Source organism: Lacrimispora sp. 38-1, assembly GCF_049890855.1.
In the GTDB taxonomy this organism is placed as follows: domain Bacteria; phylum Bacillota; class Clostridia; order Lachnospirales; family Lachnospiraceae; genus Lacrimispora.
Window position 1 is genome coordinate 111,820 of the sequence record NZ_JBANEW010000015.1, and the last position, 18,352, is coordinate 130,171.

General features: G+C 34.2%; 13 protein-coding genes. All 13 read left to right on the top strand.

Translation table 11 applies throughout. The annotated features are described in order from the left end of the window. The first annotated feature begins 2 nt into the window (after nt 1-2). The 13 genes from V7D18_RS04450 to V7D18_RS04510 all read left to right on the top strand — a co-directional run bounded on the left by V7D18_RS04450 (nt 3) and on the right by V7D18_RS04510 (nt 18,214). A complete protein-coding gene (locus V7D18_RS04450; protein ID WP_426151844.1) occupies nt 3-947 on the top strand; it encodes a glycosyltransferase in 945 nt (314 codons plus the stop codon). Next, entirely contained in the window at nt 913-1,821 is a 909-nt protein-coding gene (locus V7D18_RS04455; protein WP_426151846.1) for a glycosyltransferase family 2 protein, read from the top strand. Before V7D18_RS04450 ends, V7D18_RS04455 begins: the two co-directional genes overlap by 35 nt. Before the next feature lies 1 nt (nt 1,822). Next, entirely contained in the window at nt 1,823-3,103 is a 1,281-nt protein-coding gene (locus V7D18_RS04460) for a hypothetical protein (RefSeq protein WP_426151848.1), read from the top strand. After that, nucleotides 3,090-3,878, top strand: coding sequence for an ABC transporter permease (locus tag V7D18_RS04465; RefSeq protein WP_314463421.1), 789 nt, complete (start codon nt 3,090-3,092; stop codon nt 3,876-3,878). The genes V7D18_RS04460 and V7D18_RS04465 overlap by 14 nt, the downstream gene beginning before the upstream one ends. Before the next feature lie 17 nt (nt 3,879-3,895). Beyond that, nucleotides 3,896-4,642: an ABC transporter ATP-binding protein gene (locus V7D18_RS04470; RefSeq protein WP_314463420.1), complete on the top strand. Its 747-nt coding sequence runs from the start codon at nt 3,896-3,898 to the stop codon at nt 4,640-4,642. A 169-nt stretch (nt 4,643-4,811) separates the two neighbouring features. Next, nucleotides 4,812-7,319, top strand: a complete 2,508-nt coding sequence (locus tag V7D18_RS04475; protein ID WP_426151851.1) for a glycosyltransferase — start codon at nt 4,812-4,814, stop codon at nt 7,317-7,319. A 10-nt stretch (nt 7,320-7,329) separates the two neighbouring features. Then, nucleotides 7,330-8,361, top strand: coding sequence for a GDP-mannose 4,6-dehydratase (gene gmd / locus V7D18_RS04480; RefSeq protein ID WP_426151853.1), 1,032 nt, complete (start codon nt 7,330-7,332; stop codon nt 8,359-8,361). 108 nt (nt 8,362-8,469) lie between these two features. After that, nucleotides 8,470-8,826 (top strand): cupin domain-containing protein, encoded by a 357-nt coding sequence (locus tag V7D18_RS04485; RefSeq protein WP_426151855.1) that lies wholly within the window; start codon nt 8,470-8,472, stop codon nt 8,824-8,826. A gap of 15 nt (nt 8,827-8,841) precedes the next feature. Beyond that, the gene (locus V7D18_RS04490; RefSeq protein WP_426151857.1) at nt 8,842-9,795 is read left to right on the top strand and encodes a sugar nucleotide-binding protein; all 954 of its coding nucleotides are present in this window, start codon (nt 8,842-8,844) and stop codon (nt 9,793-9,795) included. A gap of 152 nt (nt 9,796-9,947) precedes the next feature. After that, nucleotides 9,948-11,264 (top strand): sugar phosphate nucleotidyltransferase, encoded by a 1,317-nt coding sequence (locus tag V7D18_RS04495; RefSeq protein WP_426151859.1) that lies wholly within the window; start codon nt 9,948-9,950, stop codon nt 11,262-11,264. Between the two features lie 129 nt (nt 11,265-11,393). Continuing rightward, nucleotides 11,394-13,076 (top strand): phospho-sugar mutase, encoded by a 1,683-nt coding sequence (locus V7D18_RS04500; protein ID WP_426151861.1) that lies wholly within the window; start codon nt 11,394-11,396, stop codon nt 13,074-13,076. Between the two features lie 80 nt (nt 13,077-13,156). Continuing rightward, entirely contained in the window at nt 13,157-15,904 is a 2,748-nt protein-coding gene (locus V7D18_RS04505) for an HAD family hydrolase (RefSeq protein ID WP_426151863.1), read from the top strand. A gap of 441 nt (nt 15,905-16,345) precedes the next feature. Continuing rightward, nucleotides 16,346-18,214 carry a hypothetical protein gene (locus V7D18_RS04510; protein ID WP_426151865.1) on the top strand — a complete coding sequence of 623 codons (1,869 nt, stop codon included), beginning with the start codon at nt 16,346-16,348 and terminating at the stop codon, nt 18,212-18,214. Nucleotides 18,215-18,352 lie beyond the last annotated feature (138 nt).

Genomic DNA, 18,352 nt, shown 5'->3' on the forward strand with positions numbered 1-18,352 from the left:
TCATGGTATCTGTGGTTATGGCAACATATAATGGAGAAAAATATGTAAAAGCACAGTTGGAATCCATACTGAGACAGAGCAGGAAACCGGACGAAATCATTATAAACGATGATGATTCAATTGACAATACTGTTAATATTATTGAGATTTTGAAATGTTCATCAGATATTGCAATAGATATTCAAATTAATAAGGTGCGATTGGGTTATGCAAAGAATTTTAGACAAGCAATAGGCAGATGTCATGGTGACATTGTTTTTTTGAGTGATCAAGATGATGTGTGGCATGAAAAAAAAATAGAAAATTGTATAAACGTTTTTGAAAATTATGATGATATTCTTGCACTTTCAACAGGTTACTATCTGGCGGATGATATGCTTAGAAAAAAGAAAGCATCTGATAGTTATAAAGAGGGCCGGTTGATAAAAATATCCTGGGAAAAATTTATAAGACATCCCAAATATCCAGGCATGGCTATGGCATTTAAGAAGAAAATCTGGTCAGATATAGATGCCATGGATTGGAAGTTTAATGCAGCTCATGATTGGATGATAAATCAGTATGCGGCTGAAAAAGGCGGAATGTATTATTTAAGTGATAAGCTTGTTCTCTATAGACAACATGGAGCAAATACAACGGGAGTAATAATAAACCAGCGAAGACAAGATATGCATAAAAATAGATTGAAGCTAATTAATGAACTAATTGATGCCTTTAAATCAATCAGCCCGAATTTAGATAAAGTTAATTATATTAACAATATGATATTATTCCAAACAGTTAGAAAGAAGTTATTAATGGAAAGACGGTTATTTAAATTGTTAGCTTATGAATTTAGTAAAATTAAGTATATATCTGTTAAATCCATAATAGGGGATATGTATGTGTGTTTAAAAAGCGGAAGGGGACGCCATGTGCACCATTGGAGCAATCATAGTTACTTATAATAGGTTACAAAAGTTAAAAACAGCTCTTCAAGCATATGAAAATCAACTTTTCAAGCCTCAATATATACTGGTGGTTAATAATAACAGTATGGATGGAACTAAAGATTATCTTGAAGTGTGGGAAAAAGAGTCATCAGAAATAGAACACCGGGTTCTGCACCTGAGAGAAAATACGGGAGGAAGCGGTGGCTTTTATGAGGGAATGCATGTTGCGGAAACTATGAATTCGGACTGGATCTGGGTTGCGGATGATGACGCGTATCCAGCAAAAGATTGTTTTCAGATCTTAGTGAATTTTATGAAACGCAGTAGTGTAACTGACATAGCAGCATTGTGCAGCGCTGTATATACAGAGGGACGCATTGATACATGGCATAGGCGCAGATTTGGTAAACGTTGCGGAGTAGTTAGAGTAGAGAATTGCATCGATGTTAAAGAATATGAAAGAAATATTTTTGAACTGGATTTATTTTCCTATGTTGGTACACTTATTCAAAAAGAAGTAATACTAAAAGTTGGATTGCCTTTAAAAGATTTTTTTATTTCCTATGACGACAGTGAACATAGCATTCGTGTTAGGAAACAAGGAAGAATAATGTGTTTACCTGAGGCAAAAGTTATTCACGATTCTATAGAATCAGCAGAAGATATTATTACATGGAAGAAATATTATGCATTAAGAAATAAAATTTATAGCTATTATCTTCATTTTGGTTTATTACAATCCGGTTTTCAAAGACTATATTATTATATAAAGTATCATAAAAATAAAGTTTTAAATGAAATGACTAAAAGAGCGTTTGATCATGCGAGACATGGAATTTTAGGTGTCGATGAGGTTTACAAGCCGGGCTGGAAGGGAAATGTAGTATAGTATGATAAATGCAGAAGATTATGGGAATAAAGTGATTGGTCCAATTATGTATGAGTATATTTCATGGATTTTGCAGCGGGCTCAGGAAAGAAATCTTAATAAATTATATTTTCTTGCAAGAGATGGATATTTGTTAAAACAGATGGCAGAAGCTTTATGTGAAAAATATGGTTATCATATTCAATGTAAGTATCTATATTGTTCCCGTATGGCTCTTAGAATGCCAACATACCATTTTATTGGAGATGAAGCATATGATTTACTCTTACAGGGAGGATATCATATTACACCTTATACGTTAATGAATCGTTTGAATTTGAATTCAGAGGAAAGAGTACAGATATATAAAGAGATTGGTGTAATAAAAGAACATAATCCATTAACGCAGGTGGAATTTAATAAACTAATAGAAAGCGTCAGAGAAAGCAAGACCTACAGAGAATTCATGTATCGTAAATCAACTGAATCCTATGATAATACTATAGGGTATTTTAAACAGGAGGGGTTATTTGATGATTTACAAATTGCAATAATAGATAGCGGATGGTCGGGAAGCATGCAGCGATCATTGCGCCAACTACTTGAAAAGGAGGGATATCAAGGGAGAATTATTGGATTTTACTTTGGTATGTATAATGAACCAAAAGAAGTGGCAGACGGAGAATATGAAACATATTACTTTAATGCATTTACCAATATGAAACATAAGGTTTACTTTGATAATACTTTTTTTGAGTGCTTGCTTTCTGCTCCTCATGGTATGACTATTGGTTTTTCATTCAATGGTCAAAGATATCAGCCAATATTAAAGAGTAATATGAATGCAGATTTAACCGATTTTATTCAATGTCAGATTTCGGGTGCTATAAAATACGCTCTGGAAGTGGAAAAACATTCAGAACTTAAATGTACAGACTCTGTGAAAAGGACATATAGAGTTTTAAAAAGGGCAGTGATATATCCGACCAAAGATGAAATAGAGATATTTAGTATTTTTAAGTTTAGTGATGACGTTTCCGAAGATAATATGAGTACTCTTATTCAAAAAGACATGTTGTCAAAACTGAAAAATTATATGCTTATACCTAAAATCATTGGCAAAATGATTCATATGGATAATACTCCTATAGATAATATATTTTGGCCATATGGCGTAATTACTTATATTAGATATCCAGTACGGTTATGGTATAGGTTAAATATAAGTTTATTACAGCTTTTCCGATATATGAGGACAGCTATAAAAGAAAAAAGAAGGATTTTAAATTATGAAAAAATTTAGTGTCAGGCTAAGAGCATTCACTCAATATAAGGATTTGCTGATTCAGCTCGTGGAGAAAGATATTAAATTAAAATATAGAAGAAGCTTTCTTGGGTATTTGTGGAGTGTGTTAAACCCGCTTATGATTATGGTGATTATGGTGGCGGTTTTCCAACATATGTTCAGGTACACTATAGAAAATTACCCCGCTTATGTAATTTCAGGACAAGTATGTTTTAACTTTCTATCTGAATCAACAAATCAGGCTATTTGGTCAATTACAGGAAATGCAGCGTTACTAAAGAAAACGTATGTTCCTAAATATATATTCACATTTGCCAAGGTGACAAGTGGCTGTGTTAATTTATTATTCTCACTTGGGGCCCTGCTAATAGTGTTTATTGTTTGCAGAGTACAGTTGTCTGTTTATATGCTATTGCTACCTTTGGTGTTGATACAGCTATATGTATTTTGCCTTGGTATTGGAATGTTTCTAGCTGCTATTAATGTGTTCTTCAGAGATATACAATATATATATGGTGCTTTTTTAACAGCATGGATGTATATGACACCTCTCTTTTATCCAATAGAGCAATTACCTGATAATGTACAATGGATTGTTAAGCATTTGAATCCATTATATTTTTATGTGGGGCAGTTCCGTGATATTATGATTTATCAGCGGTTGCCTGGTAATACAATAATGCTGGCAGGAATTGCAGCTGCTATGATTGCGATGATAGTGGGAACAATGGTGTTTTTGAAAGTGAAAGATAACTTTATCTTATATATTTAATGATGCAGGATGGAAAAATGGATAATGATTATATTATTGAGGTGGCCAATGCTACAGTGAGATTTAACATGGCCTCAGAGAGAATAGACAATTTAAAAGAATATCTTATTAAATTAGCGAAGAGGGAATTGATGTTTAAAGAATTTCTCGCACTTCAAGATATCAATTTACGTGTAAAGAAAGGTGAATCATGGGGGATTATTGGGACAAATGGTTCAGGTAAATCCACGTTATTGAAATTGATCTGCGGTATATTAACGCCCTATAAAGGAAGTGTTATAACAACTGGGAAAATAGCGCCACTTATAGAATTAGGAGCTGGTTTTGATGGAGAATTAACTGCCAGGGAGAATATTTATCTGAATGGTGCTGTTTTGGGGTATGGGAAAACATTTATGAAAGAGCATTTTGATGAGATTGTAGATTTCGCTGAATTGCAGGATTTTTTAGATATGCCCATCAAGAATTACAGTTCAGGAATGGCAGCAAGGCTAGGGTTTTCAATAGCTACTGTAGTAAGACCAGATATTCTGATATGTGATGAAGTATTGTCAGTTGGTGATATCGCTTTTCAGAAAAAATGCGAACGCCGTATGAAGGAAATGCTTGTAAGGGGAACCACGCTATTGTTTGTATCACACTCAGCATCAACAGTGCAGGAAATATGTGACAATGCGTTATGGTTAGAGAAAGGTCGTGAAGTAATGAGCGGCAATGTGTATGATGTTACAGATGCATATTTAAGTAAGTATGATGCAGAGTGATATATATTAAGTGTATGACAAACGAAAAGGAGAAAAGTATGAAAGCATTGATTACAAGGATGGTGGAAACTCATCTGGGATCACAGTTAACAGATTATCTAGTTGGTCGGAGAAGTATGACTGGTAAAATAGAGAAATTCATAACAAGATAAAATGAAAGGGATACCAAATGAGATTATATTCTAGTTATTTTACGCTCTTAAACAGAATAATGAATAAGGAAATAGAGGCCTATAAGTCGGTTTTGCGCCATGCAGTAGAAAAATATACAAGCGATGCTTATTGGGAATTGTTCGGATATGTATATTTTGGCATATTCGCCCTAAAAAAAACAGAACGGTTGGTTGTTCTGAATTTGATTTCTGATAATCAACATTATGCAAAGGAAATCTTTTCAGCTTTATATTTTGACGATAAAGTCAGCGTCTCGGATAACAGAGATATAGTATATAAAATAATCAACGGTCAGGAGAGATTCGTCGCTGATGCCTCTGATTTATTATTGTCAGAAGACGTTTTAATACAGATATATAAAACTGTAATTATGTGTTTCAATGAATATTTGAGCAAATACGATGAATGTCAGTTGATGAAAATTTATAAGAATGAAATGGTTGGAAAAGAAAATTACCGTATCCCTTTAAACCATGCAGGCAGAATGAGTATCGGCGTAATAAATCCGTGGCCCGGAGATTGGTCTGCGGAATCAGAAGTAATTGCGAGAATAAATAGGTCTGCAAAGGATGCTGGAATCAAATGCACTTTGCTTTCTGATTGGGGACATATACTGAGAGAGAATGATCAAAAGAAAACAAAAGAGTTTGTGGATGCTACTGATCTTGATTTTGTGTTGACAACGCATTATTTAACTCCAAAATCCTTGGACAGTTACTATTATCATACATTATGGAATCCACCGGAGATTCCACTTAATCTTGGTGAATATAATCAGTACATAACAAATAATTATTTGATGAATGATGATTATCTAATATATGATACGGGTGGTATGAGAAACCATCTTATGACAATCTTGATGAATAAACCAAGATCTATCGAAGATGCTTCTATGCTTACAACGTCTTTTCCTGAAAGTTCTATGCTTGACTCGAAACTGGAAGATCCTAAAATGTTCTATTGTGGAATGAACTGGGATAAACTAGTAAACCACCAAACTAGACATGAAGGTTTATTTAAATTGTTGGACGAGACAGGTAAAATAAAATTCTTTGGACCTGATGTAGTAAAAAGCTGGGGGGGCATGAAACCCTGGGAAGGTTACCGTTGTTACCAGTATCCTATTCCTTGGGATGGGTTCTCTATTCTTAAGGAAATAAATACTTGTGGAGTATGCTTAGTTATCTCTTCAGACGTTCATAGGCGTGCAGGGGCAGTGACGACAAGAGCTTATGAGGCTTGCGCTGCAGGAGCAGTCATGATTTCTGATAATAATGAGTTTATGCAGAAATATTTTGCTGATGCGGCTTTGTTCATATATTATAACAGAAATGATCCTCAAGATACCTTCCGTCAGATTATGGAAAAGTATAACTGGATTATTAACCATAGGCAAGAAGCTCTAGCTATGGTTAACAGAGCTCAGCAGATTTTTAGAGAAAAATTTGCTTTGGATAAGCAACTTCTTAATATCGTCTCTAATCATACAAAAAGGTTTTTTTCCATAGCAAAAGATTTGTTTGCAAAAGATGATAGTAAGCAAGTGCTAGTTACATATGTGTTAAACAGTGTTGAAAAAAACGATATAGAGGAAAAACTTGACATTGTTATTAAAAATATCAATCGCCAGTACTATATTAATATAAAACTGGTTATTGCAATTGACCGAAGCCAGGAACGGTGTGTAAAAGAATATCTCTTTACTCAAGACTCAGATGCTGAATATGAGGTTATGGAGCTTTTTGATAAAAAAGGTATACGTTGCATGACAGACGGGCAGGCAATTCGCAAGATTCAAAAAAGTCATGCATACGACTATTATGTTAATATGAGTGCAAGAGAAATTTGGTTCTACGATCATATTACAACATTGGTGAGAACCATTGAGGATGAGGGTTCTTATGGTGCTTATTCTGGAAGAGCATTTTTGGATAGAGGAGATCGATATACGAGGACGGATTGGTTCAATGTATACTCAGATGCAGAGTTATCTTCCATGTCAGATATAAGAGTGGTTGAATGCCCAGGCGAATTCATGTTTACAAAGGCCACAGAAGAATATATGCCGGATTATATCTTTGATTCACTGGATGGTTTAGAGCATTACGCTTATGCCAATATTTTGCAGATAAAGAATGATTTAGTCTTATCATTTAGTAAACGTATGACTGCTATCTATAATGGTGCTGTATCTGATGATAGAAATACCGTGGTTGATCGAGGGATGCAAGTTAGGTTAATACAGGACATGGTTCGATTTGAATTGAAGATGAGAAAAAAAGGTGGGGAAAATTTCACATTTAACCCAATGGGGCAGTCATATCCTGATATCATGCTTATGATAAAAGATGCCTTCTTAAAAGTTCCAATGAAGCGTTGGGTGAAGTATAGGTGGCATGTGGCTGTAGTGCGTTTATTTGGGTCAAGTACAAAAATCGGACAAAGACATATGGTAAAGGCACAGACTATTAAAAATACATTTTTTGAAAACTGGAGTTAGGAGAATAAATATGAAGGTTGCACTTATTACGGGTATTACGGGACAAGATGGCTCTTACTTAGCCGAATTTTTATTAGAAAAAAATTATAAAGTATACGGTATTATGCGCAGAAAAAGCGTCATTGATTACGGGAATGTTGAACATTTAAGAGACAAAATAACATTTATTTATGCTGATATGACGGATGTCATTTCTCTAATATCAGCCATGAAACAGTCTCAAGCTGATGAGGTATATAATCTTGCAGCCCAATCGTTTGTTGCTACTAGTTGGGAACAGCCACTTGCGACTGCTGATATTGATGCTATCGGAGTTACAAATATTCTAGAGGCTATTCGAATAGTGAAACCAGAAGCGCGTTTTTACCAGGCATCTACTAGTGAAATGTTTGGATTGGTACAGGAAATACCCCAGAAAGAGACTACCCCATTTTATCCAAGAAGTCCATATGGAGTAGCGAAATTATATGGACATTGGATTACCAAAAATTACCGTGAAAGCTATGGTTTATATGCATGTAGTGGAATACTATTTAACCATGAAAGTGAACGAAGAGGTAAAGAATTTGTTACAAGAAAGATTACTGATGCGGTTGCTCGTATTAAATTAGGACTTATTGATTATTTAGAATTAGGAAATATGGATTCGAAACGTGATTGGGGACACTCTATGGATTATATTCAGGCGATGTGGCTTATGCTACAACAAAGTAAGCCAGATGATTATGTCATAGCCACTAATGAAACAAGAACTGTTCGAGAATTTGTTGAAGCTGCATTTAAGCATGCTGATATTACGCTTGAATGGAGAGGGACTGGTATTGATGAAGTCGGTATTGATCAAAAAACTGGAAAAACTATCATTAAGATTAATTCCAAATTTTTCAGACCAGCTGAAGTAGATATTCTTTTAGGTGATCCTCAAAAAGCTGAGAGAGAACTGCAATGGAAAAGAAAGATAACGTTTAATGAGTTAGTTTGTAGAATGGTAGACAATGATTTGAAATTGGTTACTCAAGAAGTAAACTTAAATAAAAATTAAATCATGTCTAGGAAAAATTAAAATTAATTCCAATATTATATGCAGTTACTAAATTTTAAATTTATATGCATAATGGTAAAGCGCATTTAAGGATGGCGAGGAATAAATATGATAAAAATTATGGAACCGGATTTCAAATTTAAAAATGACACAGGTTTATTAGTTCAATTAGTGCATAACGGCTGGAAGCAAATAAATGTTTTATATTCAGATATCAACTCAGTAAGAGGTGGGCATTATCATAAAATATGTTGTGAAGCTTTTTATGTTGTTAAGGGTAAATTTGAATTAACTTTAGAAATGAATGGTAATATAGAGAATTATATATTCGCTGAGGGTGAAATGTTTATGATTTCTCCTTATCAAAAACATACATTTAGTTTTTTAGAAGATACCATTATGGTATCAATGTACGACATTGGAGTCGAATTACCAGATGGTACAAAAGACATTTATAATAACTGAAAGTAATCAAACTTAGTGATTAATGAGTTTATAAAATCGAAAGGAAAAGCAAAAAGTTTTATATTTTTGTATAAATATGAAATGTATCTTATAATAGGAGCAAATGGATATGTTGGCGCTTATACGATTAAAAATATTTTAGAGAAAACAACGGAAAATATCATTGCTGTTGATAAGAAAATTGATCTTGTTAATAAAAATGATAGAGTTTTATGGGTTCAATGTGATATAACAAACCATGAAGACATTGTTAATCTGAATAAACTAGTTACGAATAAAAGTGAGACAGTTAAGATTATATATTTGGCAGCATATCATGCACCAGATCAAGTATTAGCAAATCCTAAAATAGCATGGAATATTAACATTACCGCTCTGTCAGATTTTTTAAATACACTTGATAATGTTCAGTGTTTATTTTATTCATCAACGGAAATGGTCTATGCGCCTGGCAACTTGAGTACAAAGTTTAATGAAGATGCCTTAAAACAACCCATAAATGCATACGGAAAAAATAAGGTTCTAGCTGAAGCATTGGTATTAGGCCGTGGATATAATGTGGTGAGATTTCCTTTTTTGATAGGTAAAAGTATTTTGAAAGAGAAAAAGCATTTTTATGACATAATTGTTGAGACAATCTGTGGGGGTAAAACAATTGAGATGTTTAAAGATGCGTATAAAACAGCACTTGATTTTGATACCGCGACAAAGGTGTTAGTAGACTTGGCTGAAAGATATTCACATGAGATGCCAACTGTATTAAATATTTCAGGTGATGAAGTCATTTCTAAGTATGAAATTGGTCTAAGAATAGCACAAAAATATAACTGCAGTAGTGATTTAATAGTTCCAATTTCAATGCATGAAGATAATACAATATTTACGGCTGAACGAGCTGATTGTATATTACTTGATAATTCGTGTGTAAAAAAAGTATTAGAGTTAGATGAGATTAAGTTACAATTATAATTGAATTTAGTAAAGATTGTCTGCATTTAATGCTCTGATTATACACAAATGAATATAAGCTCATTAAAATATGAAAAGGGAAAGAATATATAATTATGAATAACTCGAGCAGAAATTGATTGTACATCATTTAAAGAAAGGATTTATATAATATGAACATTGTATTATTATCTGGTGGATCAGGAAAGCGGTTATGGCCACTTTCCAATGATGTTCGATCAAAACAATTTATTAAAATTTTTAAAAACGAAAATAGTGAATATGAATCTATGGTGCAGCGGATATATCACCAGATCCGTAAATCAGATAAGGATGCTATTATCACAATAGCAACCTCCAAAACACAGGTATCAGCTATTCAAAATCAATTAGGAGATGAGGTAGGGATCTCGGTAGAACCTTGCAGAAGGGATACATTTCCAGCTATTGTTTTGGCAACAGCTTACCTTCACGATATAAAGGGTATTTCTGAAGAGGAAGCTGTGGTAGTATGTCCAGTAGATCCGTATGTTGAAAGTGGTTATTTTGAAACTTTGAAAAAGTTAGGAAGATTCGCTGAAACAGGAGAAGCTAATTTGGTTTTAATGGGAATGGAGCCGACTTACCCAAGCGAGAAATACGGTTATATTATCCCCTCATCCAAAGAGTTAATTAGTAAGGTTGCTTCCTTTAAAGAAAAGCCAGATGTGAAAACTGCGGAAGAATATATCAGCCAAGGAGCATTGTGGAATGGTGGTGTATTTGCTTATAAATTGAAATATGTGTTAGACAAAGCACATGAACTTATTGATTTTATTGATTATAAAGATTTGTTTTTAAAATACGAAACTTTGGAAAAAATTAGTTTTGATTATGCTGTAGTGGAAAAAGAAAGCAATATTCAAGTCATGCGCTTTTCTGGTGATTGGAAAGACTTGGGTACTTGGAATACTCTGACTGAGGTTATGGAGGAATCAAGTATAGGAAACGTTATACTAAATGATACTTGTAAAAATATTCATGTTATCAATGAGCTTGATGTTCCTGTTTTATGTATGGGTTTAAAAGATACTATTGTTGCCGCAAGTCCTGAGGGTATTATTGTAACAGATAAAGAACAGTCTAGTTATATTAAACCATATGTAGATAAAATTGACCAACAGATTATGTTTGCGGAAAAATCTTGGGGAAATTTTCGGGTATTGGACATAGAAGATGAAAGTATGAGCATTAGAGTGACTTTGAAACCGGAACAGCATATGAATTATCATAGCCACGAGCGGAGAGATGAGGTGTGGACCATAATATCTGGTCAGGGGCGTGCTATTGTTGATGGAGTGGAACAACTGGTAAAGAGTGGAGATGTTATTACGATAAAAGCTGGTTGTCGTCATACAATTATTGCTGATACTGAATTGAATATGATTGAGGTGCAATTAGGCAAGGATATTAGCGTTCATGATAAACAAAAATATGAATTTGAGTATTAAAATATTTAGTTTAAATCCCGCGTTTAATCTTTCCATGATCAAGTGCAGGTTGAGCTATGCATTTGCTTATTGAGTGTTTTGTTATTAAAAAAATAAAAATCAAATAGGAAAGAGGATTGAAAAAGGGAAATGGATGAGAAGATATTAAGCGAGTGGAACAGATGGAGAACTCAGAAATTAGATGATGAAGATTTAATTGCAGAGTTGGATAGTATAAAGGAATCGGATAAAGAAATTTTTGATCATTTTTACAGAAATTTAGAATTTGGTACAGGTGGTCTGCGAGGTGTGATTGGAGTAGGTACTAATCGCATGAACGTTTTCACAGTAGCTAAAGCCACTCAGGGCTATAGTAATTACCTAAAGAAACAAACGGATTGTTCTTCTGTAGCAATTGCTTATGATAGCCGGATAAAATCAGATGTATTTGCAAAAGTAGCTGCCGGAGTATTTGCATCAAACGGGATACATGTATATATTTACCCGGAATTAATGCCAACCCCTTCTTTATCCTTTGCCATTCGATATTTAAAATGCTCGGGAGGAATTGTAATTACTGCCAGTCATAATCCATCTCAATATAATGGCTATAAAGTTTATGGAAGTGATGGATGTCAGATTACTACGGAAACGGCGGATTCTATTTTGGCAGAAATAGAAGTTTTGGACATTTTTAGAGATGTGAGAAAAATGTCGTTTGAAGAGGCGTTATCCCGGGAGAAGGTTACCTATATTGGAGAGGAAGTAGTCAAGGAATATCTCCAGGCAGTATCTTTGCAGACGCTGTGTGGAGATGGGATAGACAAAGAAGTTTCAATTGTATATACTCCGTTAAACGGTTCAGGATTAAAATGTGTAACCAGGGTATTAAAAGATAATGGTTTTACTAATATTTCTGTAGTGAAAGAGCAAGAAAAACCAGATGGGAAATTTCCGACCTGTCCTTATCCGAATCCGGAGATAGAAGAAGCTTTAGCATTAGGGCTACGTGATGCGAAAAAACTAGGGAGTGATTTGCTTTTGGCTACAGATCCAGATTGTGACCGTGTGGGGATTGCTGTACGTAAAGGCGAGGATTACGTACTTTTGAGTGGAAATGAAGTGGGAATGCTCCTCCTGGATTTTATATGCAAACGTAGAATTGCTCTTGGAAAAATGCCAAACAATCCAATTCTTATTAAGACCATCGTAACAATTGATATGGTAAGACGGATTGCCGAAGACTATTATGTACAAGTTATTGAGGTGTTAACTGGTTTTAAGTTTATAGGTGAACAAATTGGTTTTTTAGAGGCAGCTGGAGAAGAGGAACGTTTTATTTTGGGTTTTGAAGAAAGCTATGGTTACTTAACTGGTGGGTACGTACGAGATAAAGATGCTGTAGGCGGTTCTTTGATGATATGTGAAATGTTTGCATATTACAAAACGAAAGGAATCGATTTGATTGACGTGCTAAATGAATTATATAGGAAGTATGGATATTGCTTAAATACATTACATAGCTATACCTTTGAAGGCTCAGAAGGATTAAAGAAAATGCAGAAAATTATGCAGCAACTACGTCGAACATCTTTAAAACAGATCGGGTATATGAAAGTTATTGAAGTGAAAGATTATCTTAATGGCATTAATAGACTTCCCAAATCCGATGTATTGAAGTATTTGCTAGAGAAAAATGTTTCTATAGTAATCAGACCATCGGGGACAGAACCAAAATTAAAAGTATATCTTTCTGTTAGTGCAGAGAATCGTGATACTGCAGAAACAATTGAAGCATCATTAGTGAAAGCGTTAGGAGAGATCTTTCGGTGATTTTGGTTTTTCAAAAAATAGATTTCTGCGAGATATTTGACGGATATACATATGAACCTAGATAAGGAAATAAATATAACATGAATTCTAAAATATTAGTTATTCTAATTGATGATAAATGTAAAGAGAGAAAAGAGCAGTGCCTGGAATCAATAAGGTTACAGTCTTATAAGGAAATCGAAACCGTTGTACTTGAAAGCCAGGTTTCCAAGGCTGCTCTTTGTCCTGTTCTGGCTGATAGCAGGGCCGAATATGTGCTATTCGTACATTCGAATGACAGGATAGGCATTGATTATTGCCGTATATTTATAGATCAGGCAGAGTCTGGAGCAGAGGTCGTTGCGGGAGAATTCTTAGAGGAAATAGGTGAGGAAATATTTTTTCCAAATCGAACCTTTAATCAAAACAAACTGTTTTTGCAGGACCATGAGATAGAGAATGCTTATTTAAAATTAGGGAATCTTGATTATTCATGGGATATTTTATGGAATAAACTATACAAAAAACAGCTGCTGCTTGAAGCACTGGAAAAGACAGATATGGACTGTGACACGGAAGAAGAGCTGGGCAGACAGATAAATGCCCAGATTTTTCGCGTGGCAAACAGTTTTACCAGCGTTAAAAATAACTATTATTACAGGAAGACTTCGGAACTGCCGTTTTCAGAATATGTGGTAAAAAATAGGGATTACTTTACCAAGCGTTACGTAAAAGTTGAGAGTCCATTTTATTTTGAGAAAATCAAAGAGGCGATATTGAATCCAGAAATAAAGATTGTCAGTTTTGATATATTCGATACGCTTCTTCTAAGACCTTTTTTATATCCAACGGACCTTTTTATTGTTTTGGAACAATATGTTAATTCAATTATTCCTACAACGGATGGAATTGGATTCCAAAAACTCAGAATGTCTGCAGAAATGTGCGCACGTGATAGAATTAGCAAGCGCAGCCCAGCGCAGGATGTGACGTTAAATCAAATTTATGAGGAACTTGAGCAACGTTGCTCACTGCTAAAACCGCAGATTGAAAATATAAAGAAAAAAGAAGTTGAACTGGAATTACATTATTGTTATCAACGAAAAACTGGAAAAGAGCTGTATGATTTGGCAAGATATGTTGGTAAGTGTGTCATATATACGTCGGATATGTATTTGCCAGTTGATGTTGTGGAGCAGCTCCTTAAGAAGAATGGTTTTATTCAGGAAAATGTTTTTGTTTCAAGCAGTTGTGGAAAGACGAAAGCATCTGGAGACTTATATAAATATGTAATAAAGAAAATGCATTGCATGTCATCCGATATCATACATATCGGTGATAATATGGCGACGGATGTTATTAATGCAAGAGATAAGGGGATTGTGTCATTTCATCTTCCGCGTGCAGAAGAACTTTTTAATAATTGGAATTCTCAGATATACTCTGGAAGCTTTTTTACAAATATGTTTGAGTCCAGATGCGGTATTGTACAAAACTATGATGCGAAAGAATTATTTGGAATTCGCTGCATGATTGCGGTATGTGCCAATAAGCTATATGATTATCCGTTTGTTTTATACGACAAAGATAGTGATTTTAACGGAAATCCGTATAATATTGGTTATTTTACCTTAGGGATGCATATATATGCGGTGGCCAGATGGCTGATTGAGCAGACAAAAAGAGAGCAGTACGAGAACTTGCATTTTATGGCGAGAGATGGCTATCTAACAAAAGCGGCATATCAAATGTTAAGTGAAATATTTAATGTCAAGACAAACCTGCACTACACATATATGTCCAGAAAGGCATTAATGCCGTTAATGCTACAGTCAAAAGGGGACTGCTATAACCTGATGAACTGTTTTAATGGTGTTGATATTCTGCCTGAGGTTGTGTTTGGTATAATTGACCCGGTTATCAAGACACAAGAGAAGCGAACATTAGAAAAGCTATGCGGAGGAATAGGAATCGATTATAACAGACCCATAGGAAGCCGTGAGAATTTTCTGAAGATTTCGGAACTGATTGCAACAGAACTGTATGATGAGAAAAAAGCAACAGAATTTAAGGGAAAATTTGCTCGATGTTTTGATACGCAATTTTCGGGTAAGGCAGCAACCTTTGACATGGGGTATAGTGCAAGGGGCGAGGCTGTGCTGAAGGAAAATTTTGGTTATGATATTACGGCAAATTATATTCATACCTGTTTGGATAAAGCATACCAGCGTGAGCTGAAATCAGGTGTAAAAGTTAATTGTTTCTATGACTTCACCCCCTATATCAGTGGGATAGCAAGGGAGCTTCTTATGAGCGAATTGTCCGGCTCCTGCATTGGATACGAATTCATGGATGGGAACGCAGTTCCCCAATTTGAGGACTTTAAGGTTGATAGCGGCACTTATTATGCGGTTCATTTTATGCAGGAAGGTGCATTGGCATTTGTCCGGGATATGGTGAAAATCTTTGGAGATTATAACAGAAAATTACTGATACGTAATCATTATGCAAGCATACCTTTTGACTATTATTTAGCCTATTCAAGTCCGTTTGACCGATCTATTTTTTCGGATACACATTTTGAAGACGATATGGGTCTTGGAAACGAAATAGGTTTTGAAAAGTTTTGGAATGGTTTGATTCACAGAATGACGACAGGAACTATAAATAAAATTGATTATAATTCCTATGGAAGAGTGCGAAGGTGGCTTTTAATATTGTTATGTGGCGATTTGGGAGAGGTAAAGTTCAGGATAAGAGGCAAACTGTACCGCCATAAATCTCTTTATCACATTGCAAAATCGGGCTATAATACTTTAAAATGGATATACCATAAAATAAGGAAATAGCTAACTGCGATAAGGAATGAGTATATACTAAATTGGATAAGCTTATTGAGATAATGGAAATCCAATCATTAAAAATGGTATGTAATATTCTAATCAAAATTTTATCTATATTGGTGATGACGTCCTTAATTAATGGATTACTGAGGAGTCTTGCACTTGTAGGGCAAGAATTTATATGTAGAAATAGAAGGAGTACAGGAACGCAATGAATTGAGGATCATATTCCGCTGTTTAGCAACATTTATAGTAAGATTTTATATCTTATAGTATGCTTAAGTGGATAAGTTTCTATTAAAAGTTTTGATATTGATGTAGATGGGGCTAGTTGTCACAAGCAGTTTCCAGAAAAGTGGCGAATCATTAAATCTGTACAAGACTATTCTAATAAATTAATAAGAGAGGAAATAACGGTATTAAGAAAAAATGCCGTTTGGAGAGTGTATGATTTATTTTTGTGCAACATCTGTTTTTCATTTGTTAATGATTATTTATTTATTGGAAACAGAATATAAAGATTCAACTCAAAATAAAACCTTGATACTGTTGGACCATGTGACCAATTTAATAAGGTGCTATCCTAAAATCAAGAACAGTGGTTTATGGAATGATGTGATTTGCGTTCATACAGATAAAGAGACAACGGAAAATATTGCTAAGCAGCTCGATCAAATAGAATTCCAAGAAGGAGATAAACTTCATATTCTTGGAAAAGAATTTGTTAGTTTTTACTTGCTGTACAAAGCAGAGAAGAAAGCCACTTGCATATTGACAGATGAGGGAGTATTGGCAAATGTAAATATAAAAAATAGAATTAGGATTGATTATCATGAAGAGTGGTTTCAAGGAAGAGTGTTTGATTTTAGCTGTATTGATGAATTGTGGCTGATGGATGCTAGAGTATCGGAGAATGATGAGAAAATAAAGATTAAAGACTTAAAGATGCAGGAGATTCTAAAACAAAAGGATATCAGGGAAAGATATGTTTCGAAGTTGGAACTAGTTTTCCCAAGGGAGGATTGTGTGGCGAAAATTCCGCAGATTTGTTTTTTCGATGTATACTATCTACAGATGTATCACTGCATTTCTGAAGAATTTGAGCAGTATTTGTTAGAACAATTAGCTGATAAACTGAGTGGATATGATTTTGCTATTAAGCCTCATCCGGGAGAGCGAAATTATGAAAAATACAGAAATGTAAAGCAAAAAGTTTATAAAGATAGTTATATTCCATGGGAGGTTTTGCGATTTTATGAAACAGAATGTCCTCATAAGAAAAGGATTGTAATTTCCTATAGCACTACAGGAGCGATATTCCATGATAAATTATTATTTGATGATGGGACACAAATGATTTTTTTGAATAAAATATATGAGAAGTTTTGCACAAATCCAATTGATACCTATAATATTTTACCTCAGTTTATAAAAATCTATGGAGGAGAGAATGTGTATTTTCCAGAATCATTTACAGAGCTGGAAGAGATTGTTTCATCAATTCTAAAGAAAGAGCCGCAAAGTTTTGAGTTAGATGCTTTTGAAAATGAACAGCGAGAATACCTTACGTTTTTTACGGAGTATTATAAGAAAAATTGGGAATTGAAACCATCTTTAAACAACTATACTACACTTCTGACTTTAAGGGATGGTCGTTATGAAATGGTTGCGGAACAAAAAATTTATACAGAAGATGGTAATTTTAAATTTGTATTTCCAGTATCATTTAATGCTAAAGAACATGTAAAGTGGTATATCGCCAGGAGCAGAAAAGTCTCATTAAGAATTGGTCAGATTAGCTGTATAAATGGTAGTGAAGTATTCGACGTGAATTTAAATGCTTTGTTTTATAATCTGGGAGAAGATAGACCGGATGGATATAAAGACATGGTGATATTGGAGCCTAGTGTGGAGTTTGATTTGCCATGTGAAAAAGCTGATAAGATAATAATCTCTGGGGAATGGCAGTTCGATTTTTCATATGATGGTTTAATAGAAATTCTGCAAAAAAATGTGACCCGCTATGATCAACATATCAAATTGTTACATGGAGATATTGATGAGAGGGATAATCATTTAGCTGCAATTTATAAAGATATTAAAGAACGTGATAATCATTTAAAGATAGTTTATAAAAAACTGGAAAAAAGTGAAATTCACGTTGGACTGTTGAAAGAGGATATTGCAGAAAGAGATGAAAAAATTAAAAAAATGCAGGAGGAAATTAAACAGTGGAAAGAAGGGAAAAGTCAACAGCAGCTATTTCCTTTGTATAAAGATAATTTTTGGCGCAGATTGTTCAATAAAAAAAAATAATTTAATTAAAATTCGAATTGATCAAATTCAGCAAGAATCGTAGAAAATTATGAGAGAATAATTATCTTAGTGACACTAACATGAGGATGTGATAAAATATCGATAAAAGTCGTATTTTCGTTTACTATTGATTAAGTA